Here is a 21185-nt window from a genome sequence, read left to right as displayed (position 1 = left end):
GTCGATACGTCGGGACAAGGAGCCGAAATGGATATCTTCCTTCAATTGATCGTAAACGGCCTGTTGCTCGGTGGCGCCTACGCGATCATCAGCATCGGCCTGACCCTGATTTTCGGCGTGGTACGTGTCGTCAATTTTGCGCACGGCGAGCTGTTGATGATCGGGATGTACGCGGTGTTCCTGGCCTCGCAGCAACTCGGGTGGCATCCGTATGTTTCCGCAATTCCGGTTGCCCTGATGCTGTTCGTGACCGGCGCGGCGATTCAGCGTTTCGTCATTCAGCCGCTGCTCAAGGCGGATCCGCACATTCAGATCTTTGCGACCGTTGGCGTCTCGACGGCCCTGCTTAATCTGGGTCTGCTGATCTTCGGTGCGGACGTCAGGCAGATCTCGCCGGGGTTCGGTGCGGAGAGTTTTCAGTTGGGAGAGCTGAGTATCGTCAGCGGCCAGCTGGTGACCTTCCTGATGTCCATCGCACTGGTGGGCGGCCTGCACGTGTTCCTGCAGCGCACCTACGTCGGGCGGGCCTTCCGCGCCGTGTCGCAGCACCGCTATGCAGCCAGCCTGATGGGCGTGAATGTCGACCGGATGTACGTCTACGCATTCGGCCTCGGGGCCGCATGCGTTGGGCTCGCCGCGGCCCTGTTGTCGACGCAGTACCCGGTGTTCCCGACCGTTGGCAGCTATTTCACGCTGACGGCATTCGTCGTCGTCGTGCTCGGCGGCATGGGGAGCCTTTACGGCGCGCTGATCGGTGCGCTGCTGATCGGACTGGTCGACAGCCTTGCGGGTTACTACATCTCCCCCGACCTGAAAGAGGTCGTCTATTTCGTCATCTTCATCCTCATTCTCGTGGTTCGCCCGACCGGCCTGCTTGGCCTGGGGCGCGGATCGGAATAACAGGAGTGCGCACAATGATTCCGAATCTGCGTCACCCACGAACGTACGTGAGCCTGCTGGTGTTGTCGTTGCTGGTGCTCGTGCCGCTCGCGTTCAACTCCCCGTTCGTCTATCACCTGTTCGTCCTGATCTGCGTCTACGGCGCGCTGGCGACGGCATGGAACCTGGTCGGCGGCTATGCCGGACAGATGTCGCTGGGCCATGCCGTGTTTTACGGCGTAGGCAGCTACACGGCCGTGCTGATGACCATCAATTTCGGCGTGACGCCGTGGATCGGCATGTTCATGGGCGCTGCCGTGTCGGCCGTGCTTGCTGTTGCCATCAGCTATCCGACCCTCCGGCTGCGCGGACCGTTCTTCGCACTGGTGACGATTGCGATGCTCGAGGTGGTCAAGCTGCTGGTGGTCCACCAAGGCAACTGGACCGGCGGCTCGGCGGGACTCAGCGTGCCGCTGAACATCGGCCTGCCGTGGATGATCTTTCGCGAGAAGCTGCCCTACCTGCTGATCGCGTTCGGCTTCCTGCTCGCCACATTGTGGGTTGCATGGTATGTGCGCCAGTCGCGCCTCGGCTTCTACCTCGTTGCCGTGCGCGAGCGCGAGGATGCAGCCCAAGCCGTGGGCGTCAATACGACACGGGTGAAGATCATCGCCGCCGTGATCTCCGCAATCCTCACCAGCATGGTGGGCAGTTTCCACGCGATGTATCTCACCTTCATCGAACCGTCGGCCGCCTTTTCGCTGGAACTCTCCATCCAGGTTGCAATGTTCGCGCTGATTGGCGGACTTGGCAGCGTGGCGGGCCCGCTGGCCGGGACCGTGCTGGTGCTGCCGGTCGCGGAACTGGCGCGCGGTTGGTTGAGCAGCCTCGGTAGCGGGACGCACGGCTTCATTTATGGCGTCATCCTGGTGGTGGTCGTGCTGACCATGCCGAGAGGTATCGTCGGCCAGTTCGGCAACCGTGTCCGGGAACTCGTCGACCGCCTGCCTCAGTTGGGGACGATCACCGAGCCTAAAGTGACGTCGCTGCAGCACCACGTTGCGCGTCCGCCGCAGGGCGAGCCGATCCTGAAGGCCGAACATCTCAAGAAGAATTTCGGCGGACTGAAGGCGACCGACGACGTGTCGCTGACGCTGCATTCGGGCGAAATCCTCGGCGTCATCGGGCCCAACGGTGCGGGCAAAACGACGGTGTTCAATCAGCTGTCAGGTTTCATCCGGCCCGACAGCGGTTCGGTGACGATTGCTGGCGATGGCGGCGGTTGGATTAGTCCGGCCTCACCGAATGCGTTTGCCCGAGCAGGAGTGGGCCGCACGTTCCAGATCGCGCAGCCGTTCTCCGGCCTCAGCGTGCTGGAGAACATCATGCTCGGCGCCTTCATGCACACAAAGAGCCGTGCCGAGGCCGAGCAGGTTGCTCGCGAGGTGGCCGATCTGACGGACCTGAGCGCGTTGCTCGGTACCGAAGCGAAGAGCATGACCGTCGGCGGCCTGAAGCGCCTCGAGGTGGCACGGGCGCTCGCGACCCGGCCGAAGGTGCTGCTCCTTGACGAAGTCATGGCCGGGCTTAATCCGTCCGACGTCGAGAAGGCCATCGCGATGGTGCGCAGGATTCGCGACGCGGGGGTGTCGGTGCTCCTCATCGAGCACCTGATGCAGGCGACGATGGCATTGTCCGATCGCATCCTGGTGATCCATACCGGCCAGGTGCTGACGAGCGGCAGTCCGCAAGAGGTCGTGACCAATACCGAAGTCATCCAGGCGTATCTCGGCAAGGGCTATGAAAGCGCAAAGCCCGGGACGGGCGGTAGCGAACGGCAGCATCGGGCGACGAAGACCGACGCCATCCGGGTGCAAGACGGCAAGGGGTATCAAAGTGCTCAAAGTGCATGATCTGAGGGCCGGCTACGGCAAGAGCGAAGTGCTTCGCGGCATCTCGTTCGAAGTGAATCGAGGCGAGGTCGTCACCATCGTCGGCGTGAATGGTGCGGGCAAGAGCACGACGCTGAAGACGCTGTGCGGCGTCGTGCGGGCACAAAGCGGCAGCATCACCTTCGATGGTGGCGACATCGCGAACCGCCCCGCCAACGAGATCGTCGAGCGGGGGCTGACGATGATCCCCGAAGGCCGGCAACTGTTCCCGTTCCTGACGGTCAAGGACAACCTGCTGATGGGCGCCTACAAGAAGGCAGCCCGCTCGACGGTCGCAAAGCGGTTCGATGAAGTGCTCGAGATGTTTCCGCGCGTTGCCGAACGCCTGGCGCAACACGCCGGCTCCTTGTCGGGGGGCGAGCAGCAGATGGTTGCCATCGCGCGCGGCATGATGGCTTCCCCAAAACTGTTGATCTTCGACGAACCGTCGCTGGGCCTGTCGCCGCTGCTGGTCGAGATGATGTTCGAGATCATCGAGAAGATCACGGCGCAGGGCATCACCGTGTTGATCGTCGAACAGAACGTGTTCCACACGCTGAAGCTCGCCGACCGCGGCTACGTTCTCGAGAACGGAGAAATCTCGCTGAGTGGCACCGGTCAGGAGTTGCTCGACAGCGACCACGTCAGACGAGCCTACCTCGGCATGTAAGCGATCCCGGGCCGCCGGCGTTCCTGCCGGCGTCGCTTGCCCAATCAATTCAGGAGATGTTGCCTTGAAACGAATCGATCATGGTTCGGGCGGCGCTGCGGACGTGCTCCGCGTCGTCGATGATGTGTGTCCGTCACCGGCTGCTGGCCAGGTGTTGATCGAGGTGCATTACGCCGGCGTCAATCGCCCCGACGTGTTGCAGCGATCCGGATCGTATCCGCCGCCGACCGGCGCGTCACCGTGGCTTGGGCTCGAGGTGTCGGGAGTCATCGTCGCCGTCGGCGAGGGCGTCACACGGTGGAAGCCGGGCGATGCCGTATGTGCGCTCACGCCGGGCGGCGGCTACGCCGAATTCTGTGTCACCGATGCGCGCCACTGCCTGCCGATTCCGGCGGGCGTGACGATGTTGCAGGCCGCGGCGCTGCCCGAAAACTACTTCACCGTGTGGGCGAACGTGTTCGACCGCGCCGGTCTGGCTGCGGGCATGTCCTTGCTGGTCCATGGCGGATCGAGCGGCATCGGCCTGACGGCGATCCAGCTGGGGAATGCCTTCGGTGCAACGGTGTATGCCACCGCCGGGAGCGGGGAAAAACTGCAGGCCTGCGTCGCGGCAGGCGCGACGCGGGCGATCAATTACCGCAGCGAGGATTTCGCCGAGGTCATCGCGCGTGAAACCTCCGGCCGCGGCGTCGATGTCGTCCTCGACATGGTCGGCGCCCCCTACGTGGAAAGGAATCTCCGCTGTCTCGCGCTGGAGGGGTGCCTGCTCCAGATTGCGTTCCTCGAGGGCAGTCATTTCGATTTCGATGCGACACCCATCATGTTGCGGCGCCTGACGCTGACCGGTTCGACGCTCCGGGCACGCAGCGACGACCAGAAAGCGGATATCGCACGCCGGCTTGAAGCCACGGTATGGCCGCTGATCGAGCAGGGCAGGTGCCTGCCGGTCATTCATTCCGTTTTCCCGCTGGAGAATGCGGGAGCCGCGCATGCGCTGATGGAGAGCAGCCGGCATATCGGAAAAATCATGCTTTCAGTAAAGGAACACCCCAATGAGACACGCTGACAGGACCGTACTGGTAACCGGTGGAGGGGGGGGCATCGGCGCCGCCATTGTCGAGCGCTACCTTGATGAAGGCGCGGCCGTGGCAATCGTCGATTTCAATGCGGAAGTCGGTGAGCGTTACGTTGCGGAGCTCGCGGATCGTGGGCACAAAGTGCATTTTGTGGCCGCCGACGTATCCGATTTTGCAGCGTGCGAACGCGCCTGTGCATCGGTCGAGGCAGCGTTGGGGCCGGTTGATATCCTCGTCAACAACGCCGGCATCTCTCCCAAGCACGATGGTCAGCCGATGCCGATCCATCGTATGGATCCCACCGAATGGCGCCAGGTCGTGGGCGTGAACCTGCATGGCGCCTTCAATTTCTCCCGCCTGCTGACGGCGGGAATGATCGAGCGCGGTTATGGCCGCATCGTCTCGATGTCCTCGGTCGCCGGCAAGGCGTACCTCGGCGACATCGTCGCCGCGCACTACAGCACCACCAAGGCCGCGCTGATCGGCTTTACGCGGCATCTGGCCGGCGAACTCGGACCGCATGGCATCACGGTCAATGCGCTGGCGCCCGGCAGGATTGCGACCCCGATGGTGCGCACCGTGTCGGACGCCGCAAATCGCGGTGTCGTCGAGATCACTCCGCTGCGTCGCCTCGGCGAACCGTCGGAAGTTGCGGACGTGTGTTGCTACCTTACGTCCCCCCAGGCGAGCTTCGTCACCGGCCAGGTGATCGATGTCGCTGGCGGCTGGCTGATGACCTGAGGCAGGAGATACTCATGGCCAATCAAACCGGTTTTCCCCGCGTGCGGATGCGCCGCATGCGTAGGGACGCCTTTTCCCGGCGCATGATGCGCGAATCCAGACTATGTGCGGATGACCTCATCTACCCGGTGTTCGTGCTCGACGGGCAGCAGCGCCGCGAACCGATCGTGTCGATGCCGGGGGTCGAGCGGCAAAGCATTGATGGCTTGCTCAAAACCGCCGAGCGTGCCGTGACACTGGGTGTGCCGGCGCTCGCGCTGTTTCCGGTGATCGACCCTGCACTGAAATCACCCCGGGGCGAAGAAGCCTACAACCCGGAAGGCCTCGTGCAGCGCGCGGTGCGGGCAATCAAGCAGGCGTTTCCCGAACTCGGTGTGATCACGGACGTCGCACTCGATCCGTACACCAGCCATGGCCAGGATGGGCTGATCGAGCCGTCCGACCCGAGACAATATGTCCTCAATGACGAAACGCTCGAGGTGCTGGCGAAACAGGCACTGAGCCATGCGCTAGCCGGTGCGGACATCGTCGCGCCGTCGGACATGATGGACGGCAGGGTGGCGAGAATCCGCGCCGAGCTTGACGGCGCGAACCAGATCCATACCCGGATCATGGCCTACTCGGCCAAGTTCGCCTCGGCCTTCTATGGCCCGTTCCGGGATGCGGTGGGGTCGGCTGCGAACCTCGGCAAAGGCAACAAGGCGACCTACCAGATCGATCCGGCAAATAGCGACGAGGCGTTGCGCGAGGTCATGCTGGATCTCGCCGAAGGCGCGGACATGGTGATGGTGAAGCCGGGAATGCCCTATCTGGACATCGTGCGGCGCGTGAAGGACGAGTGTCGTGTTCCCCTATATGTCTATCAGGTGAGCGGCGAGTACGCGATGCTCAAGGCCGCCGCCCGTAACGGATGGCTGGACGAACAGGCGGTCATGCTCGAAAGCCTGCTGGCCTTCAAGCGCGCCGGGGCGAACGGGATCCTGACCTATTTCGCGCTCGATGCTGCCGAACTGCTCGCGGACTGACGACCCATTGAAAGCCCCGATGTCCGCAGCCCCGGCTGCGGATGCGATTGCAAACGAGGAATGCCATGAAAAAGACTTCGATTGATCTGATTCTGAACGAGCATCGGGCCTTCGAGGCCGTTCTGACGGCGCTGCGTGAATTTGTGGACGGTATCGCCGCAGGCCGCTACACGGCCGACTTCGGACTCCTTGCGGCGATGATCGAATATGTCACCGAGGTTCCGGAGCAGGTACATCATCACAAGGAAGACGAATACCTGTTCGCCCGGCTGCGTCTGCGCGCCCCGGATGCCGGGCCGCTTATTGACGAATTGATGCAGCAGCACGCGCGTGGCCCGAAATTGACCGCCGAGCTGGAGCGGGCGCTGATTCATTATCGCAATGCCGAAAAGGCAGGACTCGACGCCTTCCACCAAAGGGTGAATGAGTATGTCGACTTTCAGTGGCAACACATCCTGAAAGAAGAGCGCGAATTGCTTCCCCTGGCGCAGGAGCGGTTGCTTGCGGACGACTGGGCAGTCATCGATGCCGCCTTTCTGACCAACCACAACCCCTGGCGCGGGGTCGAGGACGAGTATGCGGCCTTGTTCGAAAAGATCGTCAGTCTTGCGCCTGCGCCGATCGGCCTTGGCGGCTCCACTGCGAACCAGGATTTTCGGACTGCCAACTGAACTGTGAGAACTTCCGGAGGATTATTTGTGAAGATCCTGGTACCCGTCAAACGCGTAGTCGATTACAACGTCAAGGTGCGAGTGAAGGCGGACGGCACGGGCGTCGATATCGCGAACGTGAAAATGTCCATGAACCCCTTCGACGAGATCGCCGTCGAGGAAGCCGTGCGGCTGAAGGAAGCCGGCATCGCGACCGAGGTCGTGGCGGTGAGCTGCGGTGTCGCGGCCTGCCAGGAGACGATCCGCGCCGCGATGGCGATCGGCGCCGACCGCGGCATCCTCGTCGAGTGTGGTGAACTGAGCGACACCGAGCTGCAGCCGCTCGCCGTGGCGAAGCTGCTGAAGGCACTGTGCGACAAGGAACAGCCGACGGTCGTGATCTGCGGCAAGCAGGCGATCGACGACGACTCGAACCAGACCGGCCAGATGCTGGCCGCGCTGATGGGCTGGCCGCAGGCCACCTTCGCGTCGAAGGTCGCGCTCGGCGACGGTGCTGCCACCGTGACGCGCGAGATCGACGGCGGTCTCGAAACCCTCGAGATCAAGCTGCCGGCGGTCATCACCACCGACCTGCGCCTCAATGAGCCGCGTTACGCGACGCTGCCGAACATCATGAAGGCGAAGAAGAAGCCGCTGGACATCGTCAAGCCGGCCGATCTCGGTGTCGATGTCGCGCCGCGCCTGGCGACGCTGAAAGTGGCCGAGCCGCCCAAGCGCAGCGCCGGCGTGCGCGTTGCGGACGTCGCGCAACTCGTCGACAAGCTCAAGAACGAAGCGAAGGTGATCTGAACATGGCGATCCTGGTTATTGCAGAACACGACAACGCGAGCCTGAAGGCCGCGACCCTCAACACCGTTTCGGCCGCGGCCAAGCTCGGTACTCAGTTGGCAACTGAGGTCCACGTGCTGATCGCCGGCGCCAACTGCGGCGCGGCGGCCGAGCAGGCGGCAAAGGTCGCGGGCGTCGCCAAGGTGCGCGTTGCGGACGCCGCCCACTACGACTCGCAGACCGCCGAGAACGTCGCCGCGATGGTTGTCGCCAATGCTGCAGGCTACACCCACATCCTCGCCCCCAGCACCGCCAACGGCAAGAACGTCGCCCCGCGCGTCGCCGCGTTGCTCGATGTGGCGCAGATTTCCGACGTCACCGGCATCGAGTCGGCCGACACCTTCGTGCGCCCGATCTATGCCGGCAACGCGATGGCCACCGTGAAGTCGGCCGACGCCGTGAAGGTGATGACCGTGCGTACGACCGCCTTCGAAGCCGCCGGCCAGGGTGGCTCCGCTGCCGTGGAAGCCGTCGCTGCCGGTGCCGATCTGGGTCTGACGACCGTCAAGGGCCGCGAACTGACCAAGAGCGCACGTCCCGAACTCGGTGCGGCGAAGATCATCGTTTCGGGTGGTCGCGGCCTCGGTAACAGCGAGAACTACCACAAGCTGCTCGAGCCGCTCGCCGACGCCCTCGGCGCCGCGCTGGGTGCTTCGCGCGCCGCGGTCGACGCGGGCTACGTGCCCAACGACTACCAGGTCGGGCAGACCGGCAAGATCGTCGCGCCGCAGCTCTACATCGCGGTCGGCATCTCGGGCGCGATCCAGCACCTCGCGGGCATGAAGGATTCCAAGGTGATCGTCGCGATCAACAAGGATCCGGAAGCACCGATCTTCCAGGTGGCGGATTACGGCCTGATCGGCGACCTGTTCGAGGTCGTGCCGGAGTTGGCGAGCGCCCTGCGCTGAATCCAAACGGGCTCGTTGCGGCCCACATTTCCCCTCCGATGACGATGTGTCGCTCTCCGTTCTGATCTTCATCGGTTTGCGCCGGCTCGGTGAAGGATGCTTTACCGGGCCGGCATCTATCTCGTCACTGAAGAGTCGGTCGATCAAGCGGGGGGCGGAAACGCTGTCCTAAAAAAGGGGCCAACAATCTGGCTAACCAACTCGACCAAGAGGTGTCGCCATGAAGACTGTTCGATGAGGCGCCGCGAGGGCCGATTGGATCAGGCACGCTTGGCATCAACGTCGAGGGCTCCCGCAGCGTCGTTGATCACGAACAGCAGGGGCGACGCAGGATCGAGGCGCGGGATCGACATCGCGGAGCGCTGCGCGCTGTCGGCCCCCGACGACTCAGGCTGCGAACCCTCATTCATGCCGCAACAGATCGCCGAAGACAACGTGCTCGCCGTCCCGGCGATCGGCGCCAGGCGCGTCGTAGAGCACCAGCCAGCTGGGCTTGCCACCGGCGATCGCGGGCGGCAGGTCACAGATCGCCTCGGCGCGGTTCGTGCCGCGCCCGTGGGGCAGCGAAACCGACTCCGTCAGCGCCGTTTCGAAACGCACCGGTTCCCGGTTGGCTTTCATCGTGGGTCTGGCGAGCGGCCACTTGAAAACACGGATATCGCCGTTGAGCACCATCGTCGGACCGGCGAGGATATAGAGATCATCGCCAGAGAAGTGCAGGTCGCGGACGCCCAGGCCGTCGAGCTGCAGGAAGTGCTTGCGCAGCAGCGTGCCGCTGTCGTCCAGCGGTGCCAGGTGCAGTTGATCGCCGCGCGCCTCGACCGCGATCTCGAGCAGCGCCGACCAGCCGCGCAGCACCGGGCCGCGCAGGCCGAGCAGCAGCCGGCGTCCGTCCACCGCCAGGCCTTCGATGTCGAAGCCGTTGTCCTTGCCCGGGATCGCCATGTAGGGGCCGAAGTGAGGGTCGTCGGCTAGCGCGCGGGTGAGCACGTTCGCCTGCGAATCGCCCTTCAGCCGCAATGCCCGCCGGCCGTCCTGAGCCTTGCGCACCAGGCAGGGCTCGCCCTGGGCGTCGGCTTCGATGGGCAGACACGCCAGCAGGCGGCGGTTACTGTCGAGCGCCACCTTCCCCAGCCGCTTGGCGTTGTCGGCGTGGTCCCGGTCCGGCTTGGCGTTCTTGCGCTTGAGGCCATGCGAACCGACCACCCACAGGTAACCATCGGCCACCGCCATGCCTTCCAGGTCGGCCTCTTCGTCGGCCGCACCGGGCAGGTCCAGCAGGTCGGCCAGCGGGAAGTCGCGGGCTTCGCCAAAACGCAAGGCCTCGCGGCCTACCGCGTCGAGCCGGCGCAGGCGGTCCAGGCCACAGGCTTCGTCGCCTGCCACCCAGAGCCAGTCGCCGGTGAAGGCCGCGCCCGACAAGTTGTTTTGAACCAAGGAGCCGGGAGCGAACTCCATACGAACGGCGTTTGGGTTTCGGGTGTTGGGCATAGGACGTTCTCCGGAAGATGCAGCGCTCGATGAGGTCTGCGGATTGGAGAGAATGCGAGCCGCGGCCGCAAAGAAGGCAAGTTTGCGACTGAATCGCTCCGGGTTGTTGATTCCCTTAACCTGCAGGACCACATCACTCCACCGTGTCGGCGCCTTTCTTCTTGATGGCAATCAATGAGAATAGTTTGCGTCTCCACCATTCTTGTCCATATTCCCGGGCCCCGGGACGATCTTGGGAGCAAAGCATGGTGAAGAAGCTGGATGGCAAGGTTGCCGTGGTCACTGGCGCCAGTAGCGGAATCGGGAAGTCGATTGTCGAGAAATTTGCCGGAGAAGGTGCCAAGGTCGTCGCGTTCGCCCGCAATCGTGCTGCCTTGCAGGAACTGGAAGCGGCCTATCCCGGGCAGGTCAAAGTCGTGGCTGGCGACGTGACCAGATCCGAAGACCTGAAGCGCCTCGTTGACGAAGCCGTCCAGGCATTTGGCGCCGTGGATATCGTCATTCCGAATGCAGGAATCGCGCGAGTCGTCTCGTTCGAGGCCAGCACCGCCGAAGCCTTCAATACGCAGTTTTCGGTCAATTTCTTTGCGGCCGCGGAAACCGCCCGCCTGTTCATCCCCCATATCCGCAAGGGCGGATCGATTCAGTTCATCACCACTTTCCTTACCCAGGTCGGCTTCCCCGGCCTGGCTATTTACAGTGCGAGCAAGGCGGCGCTGAAATCCCTGTCCCAGACCCTGGCCGCAGAGCTCGCGCCACAAGGCATCAGGGTCAATTCGATCGCGCCGGGGCCGATCGGGACACCGCTCTGGGGAACGGTCGGGCTGCCGCCTGACGTACTCGGTGCGGTTGCCGAAAAGATCACTTCGCGGCTCTTGCCGGGTGCCTTCGGCCAACCGGAAGACATTGCCGAGACGTCCGTTTTTCTGGCCTCTGACGCCGCCAAAAACATTTACGGACAAGAGATTGTGGTCGATGGCGGCTATACCGTCGGCTAGCGCGAGGCGCTTGTCGAAACCGCTCTCGTGAACTGCAGCGCCAGCGACGGCGGAAGGGCCGACGCTGGCGATTGCAGCAGTCGGGGAATGAACAGCGTCACGGCGGGCCGCGTACCGGGATGAGTGGGGCGGGGGCGGGCCATACGCCGCGCTCGACAAGCCGCGCGCCCTCGAACACCAGCCAACTCTGCGCGCCGTAGTGAGGCAGAGGGCGCAGCAACGCCCGCAGCGATTCCGCGTCCCGAGCCGAGACGACCGCCACCGGTGCGCCGGCCGGAGCCGCGACGGTCCACACCTGGGCGCTGCCGCGACCGGCCAGGCGCTCGGGCCGGGGCGGCAGGCCCGCGCGTTCCAGCGCAGCATCCACGTCCGCGTGCAGACCGGCCAGCAGCACCGGCCCGCTTCCCTTGGTCATCTCGCCCGGCGCGATTGCGTGTGGGCTAACTTCGAACAGGCGCTGGGCCAGCGCGACGCTCGCCTCACGCACGTCCGCCGCCGCGGAGGCGTGTGCCAGATAAGGACTCCGGGCAATGACCCACTGCCGCAGGATGGGCGGCAACTGTTCCTGCCCGAGCAGGCGCCAGACCTGCAGCTCGGGGTCCAGACGCACGCCTGTGGGCATCGCCCCTACATCTAGCGTGACCGCCTGCCGTTCCCTGTCGACGTCGATCCAGCGCATCTCCGCGCGGTCGGGAAAGACAAGCTGCACGGGAAGGTGCAGGGCATAGGCCGGCGCGTTCTGCTCCACCGCGAGTGTCAGTCGCGCGCTCGCCGCCGTGTGGCGTACATCGGCTGCGGTGATCCTGACCGCCGGGCCGCCAGCACGGTTGATCCACTGCTTGAAGAAGGCATCCAGAGACCGACCCGAGGCGCGCTCGAAGGCCGCCTGCAGGTCGCTCCATGAGGCGGTGCGGAACTTCTGCGACTGCCAGAATGCACGGATGCCGCTCCGGAAGGCCTCCGCGCCGATGGTGTCGCGGAGCATCACAAACAGCATCGCCGCCTTGCCGTAGCCCACCGCGGCAGCAGCGCCGTGGGTGCGGGAGCGGAAATCGGCCAGCGACTGGTGGTCACCCGCGGGTACGGCGGCGAAATCGCGCAGCCATCCCAGCCGCATCGCGCCGGCCGCCTCGGCGGACTCCGATGCCTTGTAGGCGTAGTCCGCCATGAAGGTGGTCAGCCCCTCCGACCAGTTGCCGTGAGCATAATCGACGTAGACGCCGTTCCCCCACCAGTTGTGCAGCACCTCGTGGCCGAGCGAGGTCGCGCGGATGAACGGCAGCTTCAGCACGTCGGCGCCGAGGTAGGTCAGCGTCGGCATGCCGAACCCGGTCGGCAGCGGGCTCGCCACCACCGAGAACTCGGTGAAGGGATAGGTCCCGATCTCCTCGCCGTAGCGTTCGAGGTAGCGCTGGCTGTCGTCCAGATAGCCCTCGGCAAGGCCGGGGATGGCGTCCAGATCCGGGAAGAAGTAGGTGCGCAGGCGCACCGGCTCCGCTGAGGCTCGCGGCATCACCTTCTCGCGGACGACCCAGGGGCCCGCCATGAGGTCGATGCCGTCGGCGGGCTGCGCGAATTCGAAGCGAGCCCGGTAGCGGTCCGACCCGTCGCCAGGAAGTTCTTCGGACTTCAGCCGCCCGGCCACCAGCGCCCGCTGGTTCCCCGGTACGGTCAGTGTCACGTTGTATGCGAACAGCGCCGCCGGCCGCGGATACCACCCGCCGCCCGAGGGCAGGAAGCTCCCTTCCGCCGAGGCCACCGGCGACAGCCCTTGGACCACGTCGCGATGATCGAGCGTGCGGTCCAGGGCGGGCAGGGTGCCGGCATATTCGAGATGCAGCCGCTCGGCGGCGGGAGGCAGTGCCACTTGCCAGGTGCGGATGAAACCGTGGCGTCCCGCCGGGCGGACTGCCACGGGCTTGCCGCCCGCCGTGGCAGTGGTCACTTCCAGCGCCTCATGCAGCTCGAAACGGAAATCGCGGGAGGCTGGGGACAGGTCGGCCTGCACTGCGAGACGGCGCGTGGCGGGATCGAGCTCGATCGCGAGATCCAGGGTCCGGGTCGCCGCCCGCGCCGCGGAGGGGAAAAGGAACAGGACAGGGAGCAGGGCAGCGAGCAGGACAGACGCGAGGGCTGACCCCACCCGCGCCAGGGAACCCGTCCTCACGGCGCGGGGGGGAATTTGACGACGAGATCGAGCGTCTCGTCGCCGCGCTTCACGCGCATCGGCAGCCAGGTTCCCGGCGGCTGCGCGCGCACCGACGCGATCACCGCCCGCAGCTGCTTCGCGGGCTGCCCCGCCACTTCCAGCAGACGGTCGCCGTTCTTCAGGCCTGTCTTGTCGGCCAGGCTTCCGACGGTGACGCTGGCGATGCTTACGGTGCCGCCGTCCTCATCCAGCCGCACACCGAGCCGCGGGGGCTCCGGCGTGGCCGCCGCGTACCTCGGCAGCGCGAACACGGCGTCCGCCAAGCCGGTACGAACATCCTCGCAGTTGAAGTCCGCCGGCACGGGGAGCAGGGTGCCGATGCGGGTCACGCCGAGGTCGCGCAACTGATGGGGCACGCCATGGCCGTAGCGGATATGGCCGCTGCCCATGACGCCCACCACCAAGGGCTTTTCCCCCGCCGGTCCCGCGGACAGTGGCCGCGCCAGGGCCTCGGCCATCGCCCGGTCCCAGGTGGTCTGCGCCTCGACGAAGTGGGCGAATGCCGCATCGCTGCGCGCCGGCTTGTCATCCGCCTTGCCCTTCCGGGCCGGGTGTTCGCGATACACCTGGAACAGAACGTCGCGATAGTCTTCGGCCGGTGCCGCGGGGCGGCCCACGCCTTCCCGCTCTGCCGCCGTGATCGCCTCCCAGCCCTTATCGGCGATGGTGCGGGTGAGCTGCTGGTCGACGTTCAGCGCGACCATGCGGATGCGGTTGATGCGGGCGAACTCGAACAGCGGCAGATACAACTCCGCCGGCAGGTTCCAGACCTTGCCCCACTGGGACTGCTCCAGAAACTCCTTCACCGTGAGCTCCCCGGCTACCCAACGGTCCAGCGCCGGCTGTACGCGGCGCGGGAACATCTCGAATCCCATCACCATGTTCGGCCGCTGGACATGGAGCGCGGCGAGCGCCTGCAACTGCCAGCGGTGATGGTCGTGCTCGTCGTGGAGCTCCCCGAGCAGCACAACGTCGCGCTTCGCCATTTCCGTCAGCAGCGGCAAAGCGCCCGTGACGCGCGGCCGCTCCCCGTCAAGGCTGTTCCAGGCGGCAGGCGCGAGACAGGCGGAGGCGGCCGTCGCGGTGGGGATTTCGCGGGCGGCTGCCCCGTCGTCGAAACCGGGTGCCGCCAGAGCGATGGCGGCCGTGAATAGTCGAATGAGGTTAGAGGTCATCGCTTTCCGAGAGTGCGGTGGCATATCTCCGATTGCATCGTGGGCGCTGAGTTCCCGGAGGGGTAGAGCTCCGGCATGCGTCTGGCGTCACTTCGCTGCCCTGGCAGGGTTCGCCCGTGGGCAGGGCAGGGGCAACTCGTCAGCCAGCCGTTTCAGCCAGCGGGTGTTCGAGGAAGAAGCGCAACATGTGCTCGGCCGCGTCCGGCCCTTTGGGATCCGTATAAGAGCCGCGCGCACTGCCGCCGGACCAGGCATGGCCGGCACCGTGAATCAGCCAATGTTCGGCGATAGATGGGCCGTCGAACTGATGATAGAGGGTGCGGGTATACGCATGCCCCTGCGGCACCTGTCCGTGTTCCACCGTGACGCGCGCGTCGGGCGCGGCTTTCGCTCGCTGCGCCGCGCTGGGCGGCATGCACTGCGCGATCACCCCGTCGCCGTTGCCCGGATGGACCGTGGTGTCACGGTCGCCGTGAAACACGATCGCCGCCACCGGGGGCGCACCGGAAATCGCCTGGGCTGCGCCACCTGGTGACGAGGCACGGCCTTGTTGCATGGCCGCCAGCGCGGACGGGAGATCGCGCGCCACGGCGTGCGGTAACCCGGAATGGATCCCGACTGCCGCGTAAAGCTCCGGGTAGCGGACCGCCATCGTCATCGCCATCGCGCCGCCCGCCGAAAGTCCGGCGACGTAGATGCGGCGCGCATCGACCGCATGGGTGCCGCTTACCTGACGTGTCATGCCGGCGATGATCGAAGGCTCGCCCTGGTCGCGCTGCTGGTCGCTTGCCTTGAACCAGTTCCAGCATTTCGACCCGTTCGCGCCCGAGTTCTGGGCCGGGTAGAGAACGAGGAACTGCTGCTTTTCGGCGAGCTCGTTCATTTTCGTGCCGGCGGCGAAATCGTCGGGGTCCTGCGTGCAGCCGTGCAGCATCACGACGAGCGGCAGCGGCTGGCCGCGATAAGCGCTCGGCACATACAGCTTGTAGCTGCGCGCCCCGGCAGGATTGGAATAGGACGCGGTGACGAACTGCGCGCCTTCGGGCAAGGGTTGCGGCACGCCCTTCGCCATCGGCTGCCGGAGTGATCCCTGCAGGGATTGCAGGTGCTCACGCAGCCTGGCGGCGTCGAATCGTGACCAGACCGGGCCACCCTGCGGCGCGTGCTGCGACTGCGGGGCGGGATCGGGCTGGACGTCGACGATGATGAAGTCGGCGTCCGTCGCCTCGGCGGCGCGCGGCCTGCGTTCAGCGCGATGGGGGGCGGGCTCCGCGTCCATCAGGACGACGTCACCGTCGATCACCGTCTCGTTCGAGGTCGATCTGCTGGCGGGCTCGTTCCCGTGCCCGCCGTGGAGGGCGCGCTGGATGAGCGTGGTCGCCTCGAACAACTGCCCGGCGCGAGTCAGACGCAGCGCCTCCAGCATTGCGGAATTCATCGGTGCGTTCATTACGGAATCTCTCCTGTGCGCTGGCGCTCGATCGGGATCGACCGGGGCCGCGCGTGACACGCTGTGGGTCAATGGATGCGATCAGCCAAGGCGGCCTTGACCGCGGCGCTGGCATGAAAGGCCCCCAGCACGACGATCGAATCGATCGTGGCGAGGGCAAGTTCGGGAGACACGTCGGTTGCGATGGTGGCCAGGCCCAGCACCTGGATCTGCAGTTTCTGCCCGGCCGCTTGCAGGGCCTCGAGATCGGCGCGCGTGTAGCGCTGGAGCCCGAGGACAAATGTCTTGCGCGCCACCGTTTCCCTGACCACCTCTGCGTGGGTGGTCAACTGATTGCGGATTGCCGTACGGATCAGGTCGGTGCGGTTGGAATAGAACCCTTCCTGCACCAACAGATCGATCTGCCCGAGGTCGACGACACCGAGGTTGATCGTGATCTTTTCGCTAACCTCACCGGCTTTCTGGCGCAACTCGTGGACGCTCATCACCATCTCCTTACCATCTGTATGGATGGTAGTGTAGGCGAGGGAGGCGTCCTGTCAAGCTGCGGATCAGGAATGGGGCCCGGCGGAAAGTCCTATACTGTTATCTTCGCAATCGCCCGACGGCGCCGCCAGTGACCGCGCATCCTATCCGGACAAGAGGCAGGAAGATCATGGGCAGATTAGCGCCACCTGAGGCCGTACCTGTGCAATGGCACAAGGCGGTACCACGGAACGAATTCACGGCCGATTCGGTTCAGACACGGCCTCGGAATCCGGTGTCGCAAGTCGACGTCGCCGCGCTGATCGACGTCGAATCGCTGCGTACGTTTCTCGACGGGCTGTCCGATCTGGTCGGCATCGCCACGGCGTTGCTCGACCTCGACGGCAACATCCTGCAGAGCGCCGGCTGGCAAACGGCCTGCACGGCCTTCCATCGCGCGGTTTCGGGTTCGGGCGTCAATTGCACCGAGAGCGACCTCTTTCTCGCCAGCCATCTGCGAAAGGGCGAGTTCGTCGATTACAAGTGCAAGAACGGATTATGGGACGTCGTTACGCCCGTATTCGTCGGTGAGCAGCACCTGGGCAATCTGTACTGCGGCCAATTCTTCTACGAAGACGACGTCGTCGACGAAAGTTTCTTTGCGTCCCAGGCCGAGCGTTTCAACTACGACAAGACCGCGTATCTGGCGGCCATCGCCGGCATCCCGCGCTTCAGCCGCGAAAAGGTGCGCAGCGTGATGGGCCTGGTCGTCAACCTGGCTGCCTACCTGTCGCATCTGTCGCTGACCAATCTGCGACTGCAAGAAAGCCAGGGGCGCATGGAAGCGCTCATCAATGCCTTGCCCGACCCGGTCTGGCTCAAGGATACGAACGGCGTGTACCTGTCCTGCAACAGGGCGTTCGAGCGCCTGGTAGGCAGTACCGTCGGTAATGTCGTCGGTCGCCGCGACGACGACTTCTTCCCGGCCGAACTGGCCGAATTTTTCCGCGGCAAGGATAGGGAAGCCATCGCCGCCGGCGAACCGCGCCGCAACGAGGAGCTGGTTCCGGCGGCCGACGGCAGGCCGGCGATCCTGCTGGAGACCGTAAAGGCGCCATTGCCCGGCGCGGATGGGGCGCCGGCCGGCGTCATCGGGATCGCGCGCGACATCACCGAGCGTAAACGGGCCGAGGACCGGATCCGTTTTCTCGCCCACCACGACGGACTGACCGGCCTGCCCAACCGCAGCAGCCTTTACGAGCGCATGGAGCAGAGCATCGCCATGGCTCAGCGATGCGGCAAGGCGATGGCCGTCATGCTGATCGACCTCGACGGCTTCAAGTCGATCAACGACACGCTCGGCCACCACGTCGGCGATCGACTGCTGATCGAGGTCGGAAAACGCCTCGAGCACGCCGTGCGGCACAGCGATATCGTCGCCCGGCTGGGCGGGGATGAATTCGTCGTCGTCCTGAGCACGATCGAAGACATGTCGGATGCGGCCGAGGTCGCCGGCAAGATCATCGATCAGGTCGCCGCGCCTTATCCGATCGTCGACCATGAGTTGCGCACCTCGCCGAGCATCGGCATCTGCTTCTATCCCGACGATGCGATGGAAATCAACGAGCTCGTCAGGAATGCCGATATCGCGATGTACCGCGCCAAGGCGGCCGGCCGGTGCAATTTTCAGTTCTACACCGAGGAGATGCGGACGGCCGTCGCTGAGCGTGTAAGGGCGGAGAAGGCGCTGGAGGTCGCGCTGACCGAAGGACAGTTCGTCCTGCATTACCAGCCGCAGATCGAGCTCGACAGCGGCCAGCTCGTCGGCGTCGAAGCCCTGGTGCGCTGGCGTCATCCGGAGCGAGGAATCATTCTCCCGGGCGACTTCATACCTCTAGCCGAAGAAACCCGACTGATTCTGCCGCTCGGGAAATGGATCCTCGAAGAAGCCTGCCAGCAGCTCAAGCGCTGGCACGACGCGGGACTGAACGAGCTAAAGATGTCGGTGAACTTGAGCGCGGTCCAATTCCAGGAAAAGGACTTGCCGGACCTGGTCAAGCAAGCCGTGGAGCGTGCCGGAGTGCCTGCCAGTTGCATTCATCTGGAGATCACCGAATCGATGGCGATGCGGAATCCGCAGCAGAACATCGTGATGCTGAATGCGCTGACCGATCTAGGCGTCAAGGTGGTCCTCGACGATTTCGGTACCGGCTACTCATCGCTCGCCTATCTGAAGCTCTTTCCCATCGACATTATCAAGATCGATCGCTCATTCGTGACGGATCTCGAGACAGACGAGAACGACGCAGCGATCTGCGAAATGACGATGCTGCTGGCGCGAAAGCTCGGCCTGCAGGTGGTGGCCGAAGGGGTAGAGACGGAGGGTCAGCTCAATTTTCTGGGGAGCATCGGGTGCCAGAGGATTCAAGGGTATTTTTTCAGCAAGCCCATCGCAGCCGAGCAGATCGAGGAATTTGTTGAAGGCTTTCGGGCGCCGCGGGTGGAAGTGGAGCGTGGCTAGGCTGCCCGGATCGGGGGTGCGTGGCTGAAGTCGCGGCGAAGGGCAAAGTGGCTGGCTCGTTGGGATAGGGATCGTGGGCATTGCCTGCAGCCGCCGACGATACTAGAACGGTGGAAAGGCTTCGCTTCTGCGCGGAGGCGTTCGCCAGCAGGTTTTTTGGCTGCGGCGGAACCTGTCGTCTGCGCGGTGTCTGTGCACCTATCAGGTGCCTCAGGAGAGCGAAGATGGCCAGCAAGAACACGATTTGCCTGTGGTACGACGGCACCGCGCTGGACGCAGCGAAGTTCTACGCCGAGACCTTCCCGGACAGCGCGGTGGGCGCTGTCCATCGTGCCCCCGGCGACTATCCGGCGGGCAAGCAGGGCGATGTCTTGACGGTCGAGTTCACCGTGATGGGGATCCCTTGTCTCGGGCTGAACGGAGGCCCGGAGTTCAAACACAGCGAGGCTTTCTCGTTCCAGGTCGCGACCGATGACCAGGCCGAAACCGACCGTCTGTGGAGCGCGATCGTCGGAAATGGCGGCGAGGAAAGCGCATGCGGCTGGTGCAGGGACAAGTGGGGGCTGTCCTGGCAGATCACCCCTCGCGCGCTGATGGACGCGATCACCGATCCTGATCGGGCGGCGGCCAAGCGGGCGTTCGAGGCGATGATGGGGATGACAAAAATCGATATCGCTGCGATCGAGGCGGCTCGCCGCGGTTGAATCCGGGCGTCCGCAGCATCACTTCGCCCGGATCAAAGCGCGAAGCAGCCCGCGTTCGGCGAGCGCTTCGCGCATTCTTCACCGCATGTCGAAGGCTTCCTGATGGAAGCGGAAGCGGCCGAGCCAGGCCCGTGCAAAACCGCTTCGCAGCTGCTCTGCAAAGGCACGCGGGCCGCAGAACCACACCTCCACCCGCTGACTGCGGTCATGCAAGCTCGCCAGCCTTTCGGCGCTCAGGGCGCCATCTCGAGCGGTGTCATGAACATGCAGCGTGACAGACGGCAGGTCTTGGCATAGCGTTTCCAGTCGGCCCACGAACGGGTCGTCCGCGCCGGCGCGGGTGCAGTAGTGCAGGTCGGCAACCGGCGCTGCGGAGGGATTTCCCCGAAGCGCGTCGAGCCAGGCGAGGAAGGGCGTGATGCCGATTCCGCCAGCGACCCAGATTTGCCTCGCCTTGCGGTCCTGACGCGCCAGTTCGAAGCGTCCGTATGGGCCTTCGACGGTGACGGGTTGGCCGACAGCGATGCGGCGCGAAAGCTCACGAGTGTAGTCGCCGAGCGCCTTGATCTGGAACCCCACGCTGCGGTCTCCCTGGTCCGCGCTGGCAATCGTGAATGGATGCGCGCCCTCCAACCGATTGAAGGTCACGAACGCGAACTGCCCCGCCTGGTGTCCGCGCCAGTTCCCGTCGAGGCGACAAACCACTTCGGTCACGTTCGCCGCCGGCGAGGCCACTGCGGTCACGATACCCCGGGCTTGCCGGCCGCGGCCAATGCGCCCGGTCAGGGACCAGACGGCGGCGAGCGTGCCGGCGGCCAACGCCATTGCAAGCAGCAACCCGGTCGGCTCGCTCCAGTAAGTCGTCGGCGCCAGCACGGCGGCATGAAAGGCGAGCATCAGGTACAGGACCGGCATCGCGCGGTGAATGTGGCGCCAGAATTTGTACGGAAAGCGCTTCCACAGCGCCAGGACGATCATCGCGAGGACGAGGTAGATGGCGAACTCGCCGAGTTCCTCCCCGGCATCCCGGAGCGTATCCAGCACGCCTGAGACGTCCTCGTCACCCGCGCGGCCGGCTTCACCGTACAGTGTCTCGATCACGTCATCGGCCATCTCGAGCAGCCAATGCAATGCTGCGAAGCCGGCGGCCAGAATGCCCGCCCACTTGTGCAGTCGGTAGGTGCGGTCCATGCCCCCGAGCAGGCGCTCGGCCCAGAGCGGTCGCGCCGCCATCACCATCGCGAGCGACATCAATGCAATCGCGAGCAGGCCGCTCAGGTAGAGCCCCTGGTCGTAGACGACCCACGGCAGTGATCCCGGACCCGCACCGTTCACGACAAGGCCCCAGCCCCAGGTGCCGGCAACAATGGCGATCAATGCAGTCAGTGCGGGAATCATGCGCGTTCTCCGGCGGGTGGGGGATGTCCAGCGATGGGAGCAATC

19 protein-coding genes are annotated in these 21185 nt (G+C 64.8%); 12 read left to right on the top strand and 7 right to left on the bottom strand.

Going from position 1 to position 21185, the window contains the following annotated elements; genetic code table 11:
- Window positions 1-27: 27 nt before the first annotated feature.
- The 9 genes from AzCIB_RS11395 (at window position 28) to AzCIB_RS11355 (ending at window position 8729) form a co-directional block, all read left to right on the top strand.
- Window positions 28-900: a branched-chain amino acid ABC transporter permease gene (locus AzCIB_RS11395; protein WP_050416008.1), complete on the top strand. Its 873-nt coding sequence runs from the start codon at window positions 28-30 to the stop codon at window positions 898-900.
- A 14-nt stretch (window positions 901-914) separates the two neighbouring features.
- Window positions 915-2792, top strand: coding sequence for a branched-chain amino acid ABC transporter ATP-binding protein/permease (locus tag AzCIB_RS11390; RefSeq protein ID WP_083446974.1), 1878 nt, complete (start codon window positions 915-917; stop codon window positions 2790-2792).
- On the top strand, window positions 2776-3480 hold the full coding sequence (locus AzCIB_RS11385) for an ABC transporter ATP-binding protein (protein ID WP_050416007.1): 705 nt from the start codon (window positions 2776-2778) through the stop codon (window positions 3478-3480). The genes AzCIB_RS11390 and AzCIB_RS11385 overlap by 17 nt, the downstream gene beginning before the upstream one ends.
- A gap of 64 nt (window positions 3481-3544) precedes the next feature.
- Window positions 3545-4546, top strand: a complete 1002-nt coding sequence (locus AzCIB_RS11380; RefSeq protein WP_050416006.1) for an NAD(P)H-quinone oxidoreductase — start codon at window positions 3545-3547, stop codon at window positions 4544-4546.
- Window positions 4533-5297: an SDR family oxidoreductase gene (locus tag AzCIB_RS11375; protein WP_050416005.1), complete on the top strand. Its 765-nt coding sequence runs from the start codon at window positions 4533-4535 to the stop codon at window positions 5295-5297. Before AzCIB_RS11380 ends, AzCIB_RS11375 begins: the two co-directional genes overlap by 14 nt.
- Window positions 5298-5311: 14 nt before the next feature.
- Window positions 5312-6322 carry a porphobilinogen synthase gene (gene hemB / locus AzCIB_RS11370; RefSeq protein WP_050416004.1) on the top strand — a complete coding sequence of 337 codons (1011 nt, stop codon included), beginning with the start codon at window positions 5312-5314 and terminating at the stop codon, window positions 6320-6322.
- A gap of 65 nt (window positions 6323-6387) precedes the next feature.
- Window positions 6388-6993, top strand: coding sequence for a hemerythrin domain-containing protein (locus AzCIB_RS11365; protein ID WP_050416003.1), 606 nt, complete (start codon window positions 6388-6390; stop codon window positions 6991-6993).
- 27 nt (window positions 6994-7020) lie between these two features.
- A complete protein-coding gene (locus tag AzCIB_RS11360) occupies window positions 7021-7782 on the top strand; it encodes an electron transfer flavoprotein subunit beta/FixA family protein (RefSeq protein ID WP_050416002.1) in 762 nt (253 codons plus the stop codon).
- Window positions 7783-7784: 2 nt separating this feature from the next.
- Window positions 7785-8729: an electron transfer flavoprotein subunit alpha/FixB family protein gene (locus AzCIB_RS11355; protein ID WP_050416001.1), complete on the top strand. Its 945-nt coding sequence runs from the start codon at window positions 7785-7787 to the stop codon at window positions 8727-8729.
- Window positions 8730-8989: 260 nt separating this feature from the next.
- Here the strand turns inward: AzCIB_RS11355 and AzCIB_RS24205 are convergent, their stop codons facing one another.
- Together AzCIB_RS24205 and AzCIB_RS11350 are read right to left on the bottom strand one after the other, a co-directional pair.
- A complete protein-coding gene (locus tag AzCIB_RS24205) occupies window positions 8990-9139 on the bottom strand; it encodes a hypothetical protein (RefSeq protein WP_198149669.1) in 150 nt (49 codons plus the stop codon).
- The gene (locus AzCIB_RS11350; RefSeq protein WP_050416000.1) at window positions 9132-10220 is read right to left on the bottom strand and encodes a DUF3616 domain-containing protein; all 1089 of its coding nucleotides are present in this window, start codon (window positions 10218-10220) and stop codon (window positions 9132-9134) included. Before AzCIB_RS11350 ends, AzCIB_RS24205 begins: the two co-directional genes overlap by 8 nt.
- A gap of 245 nt (window positions 10221-10465) precedes the next feature.
- Here AzCIB_RS11350 and AzCIB_RS11345 point away from each other — a divergent pair, with 245 nt between their 5' ends.
- Window positions 10466-11218 (top strand): SDR family NAD(P)-dependent oxidoreductase, encoded by a 753-nt coding sequence (locus AzCIB_RS11345; RefSeq protein WP_050415999.1) that lies wholly within the window; start codon window positions 10466-10468, stop codon window positions 11216-11218.
- A gap of 97 nt (window positions 11219-11315) precedes the next feature.
- Here the strand turns inward: AzCIB_RS11345 and AzCIB_RS11340 are convergent, their stop codons facing one another.
- The 4 genes from AzCIB_RS11340 to AzCIB_RS11325 form a co-directional block, all read right to left on the bottom strand.
- Window positions 11316-13337, bottom strand: a complete 2022-nt coding sequence (locus AzCIB_RS11340; RefSeq protein ID WP_050418347.1) for a M1 family metallopeptidase — start codon at window positions 13335-13337, stop codon at window positions 11316-11318.
- Window positions 13338-13381: 44 nt separating this feature from the next.
- Window positions 13382-14602 (bottom strand): ChaN family lipoprotein, encoded by a 1221-nt coding sequence (locus AzCIB_RS11335; protein ID WP_050415998.1) that lies wholly within the window; start codon window positions 14600-14602, stop codon window positions 13382-13384.
- Between the two features lie 139 nt (window positions 14603-14741).
- Window positions 14742-16052 (bottom strand): extracellular catalytic domain type 1 short-chain-length polyhydroxyalkanoate depolymerase, encoded by a 1311-nt coding sequence (locus tag AzCIB_RS11330; protein ID WP_050415997.1) that lies wholly within the window; start codon window positions 16050-16052, stop codon window positions 14742-14744.
- A gap of 68 nt (window positions 16053-16120) precedes the next feature.
- Complete coding sequence (locus AzCIB_RS11325) at window positions 16121-16537, bottom strand: ribbon-helix-helix domain-containing protein (RefSeq protein WP_050415996.1); 417 nt, start codon at window positions 16535-16537, stop codon at window positions 16121-16123.
- Between the two features lie 275 nt (window positions 16538-16812).
- On the opposite strand from AzCIB_RS11325, the gene AzCIB_RS11320 reads away from it, so the two are divergent.
- Both AzCIB_RS11320 and AzCIB_RS11315 read left to right on the top strand, forming a co-directional pair.
- Window positions 16813-19038 (top strand): EAL domain-containing protein, encoded by a 2226-nt coding sequence (locus AzCIB_RS11320; protein WP_050415995.1) that lies wholly within the window; start codon window positions 16813-16815, stop codon window positions 19036-19038.
- Window positions 19039-19262: 224 nt separating this feature from the next.
- A complete protein-coding gene (locus tag AzCIB_RS11315; RefSeq protein WP_050415994.1) occupies window positions 19263-19742 on the top strand; it encodes a VOC family protein in 480 nt (159 codons plus the stop codon).
- 78 nt (window positions 19743-19820) lie between these two features.
- Here the strand turns inward: AzCIB_RS11315 and AzCIB_RS11310 are convergent, their stop codons facing one another.
- Window positions 19821-21140, bottom strand: coding sequence for a ferredoxin reductase family protein (locus AzCIB_RS11310; RefSeq protein WP_050415993.1), 1320 nt, complete (start codon window positions 21138-21140; stop codon window positions 19821-19823).
- Window positions 21141-21185: the final 45 nt, after the last annotated feature.

The sequence above is a fragment of the Azoarcus sp. CIB genome (assembly GCF_001190925.1).
In the GTDB taxonomy this organism is placed as follows: Bacteria; Pseudomonadota; Gammaproteobacteria; order Burkholderiales; family Rhodocyclaceae; genus Aromatoleum.
Note: the sequence above shows the minus strand (reverse complement) of the source record. Positions and strands in the feature narration are given on the sequence as shown.

Excerpts from the sequence above, each read along its gene's own strand:
- AzCIB_RS11395 (WP_050416008.1), top strand. The coding sequence starts at position 28 with ATGGATATCTTCCTTCAATTGATCGTAAACGGCCTGTTGCTCGGTGGC.
- AzCIB_RS11390 (WP_083446974.1), top strand. The coding sequence starts at position 915 with ATGATTCCGAATCTGCGTCACCCACGAACGTACGTGAGCCTGCTGGTG.
- AzCIB_RS11375 (WP_050416005.1), top strand. The coding sequence starts at position 4,533 with ATGAGACACGCTGACAGGACCGTACTGGTAACCGGTGGAGGGGGGGGC.
- hemB (WP_050416004.1), top strand. The coding sequence starts at position 5,312 with ATGGCCAATCAAACCGGTTTTCCCCGCGTGCGGATGCGCCGCATGCGT.
- AzCIB_RS11365 (WP_050416003.1), top strand. The coding sequence starts at position 6,388 with ATGAAAAAGACTTCGATTGATCTGATTCTGAACGAGCATCGGGCCTTC.
- AzCIB_RS11355 (WP_050416001.1), top strand. The coding sequence starts at position 7,785 with ATGGCGATCCTGGTTATTGCAGAACACGACAACGCGAGCCTGAAGGCC.
- AzCIB_RS24205 (WP_198149669.1), bottom strand. The coding sequence starts at position 9,139 with ATGAATGAGGGTTCGCAGCCTGAGTCGTCGGGGGCCGACAGCGCGCAG.
- AzCIB_RS11350 (WP_050416000.1), bottom strand. The coding sequence starts at position 10,220 with ATGCCCAACACCCGAAACCCAAACGCCGTTCGTATGGAGTTCGCTCCC.
- AzCIB_RS11345 (WP_050415999.1), top strand. The coding sequence starts at position 10,466 with ATGGTGAAGAAGCTGGATGGCAAGGTTGCCGTGGTCACTGGCGCCAGT.
- AzCIB_RS11335 (WP_050415998.1), bottom strand. The coding sequence starts at position 14,602 with ATGACCTCTAACCTCATTCGACTATTCACGGCCGCCATCGCTCTGGCG.
- AzCIB_RS11330 (WP_050415997.1), bottom strand. The coding sequence starts at position 16,052 with ATGAACGCACCGATGAATTCCGCAATGCTGGAGGCGCTGCGTCTGACT.
- AzCIB_RS11325 (WP_050415996.1), bottom strand. The coding sequence starts at position 16,537 with ATGAGCGTCCACGAGTTGCGCCAGAAAGCCGGTGAGGTTAGCGAAAAG.
- AzCIB_RS11315 (WP_050415994.1), top strand. The coding sequence starts at position 19,263 with ATGGCCAGCAAGAACACGATTTGCCTGTGGTACGACGGCACCGCGCTG.
- AzCIB_RS11310 (WP_050415993.1), bottom strand. The coding sequence starts at position 21,140 with ATGATTCCCGCACTGACTGCATTGATCGCCATTGTTGCCGGCACCTGG.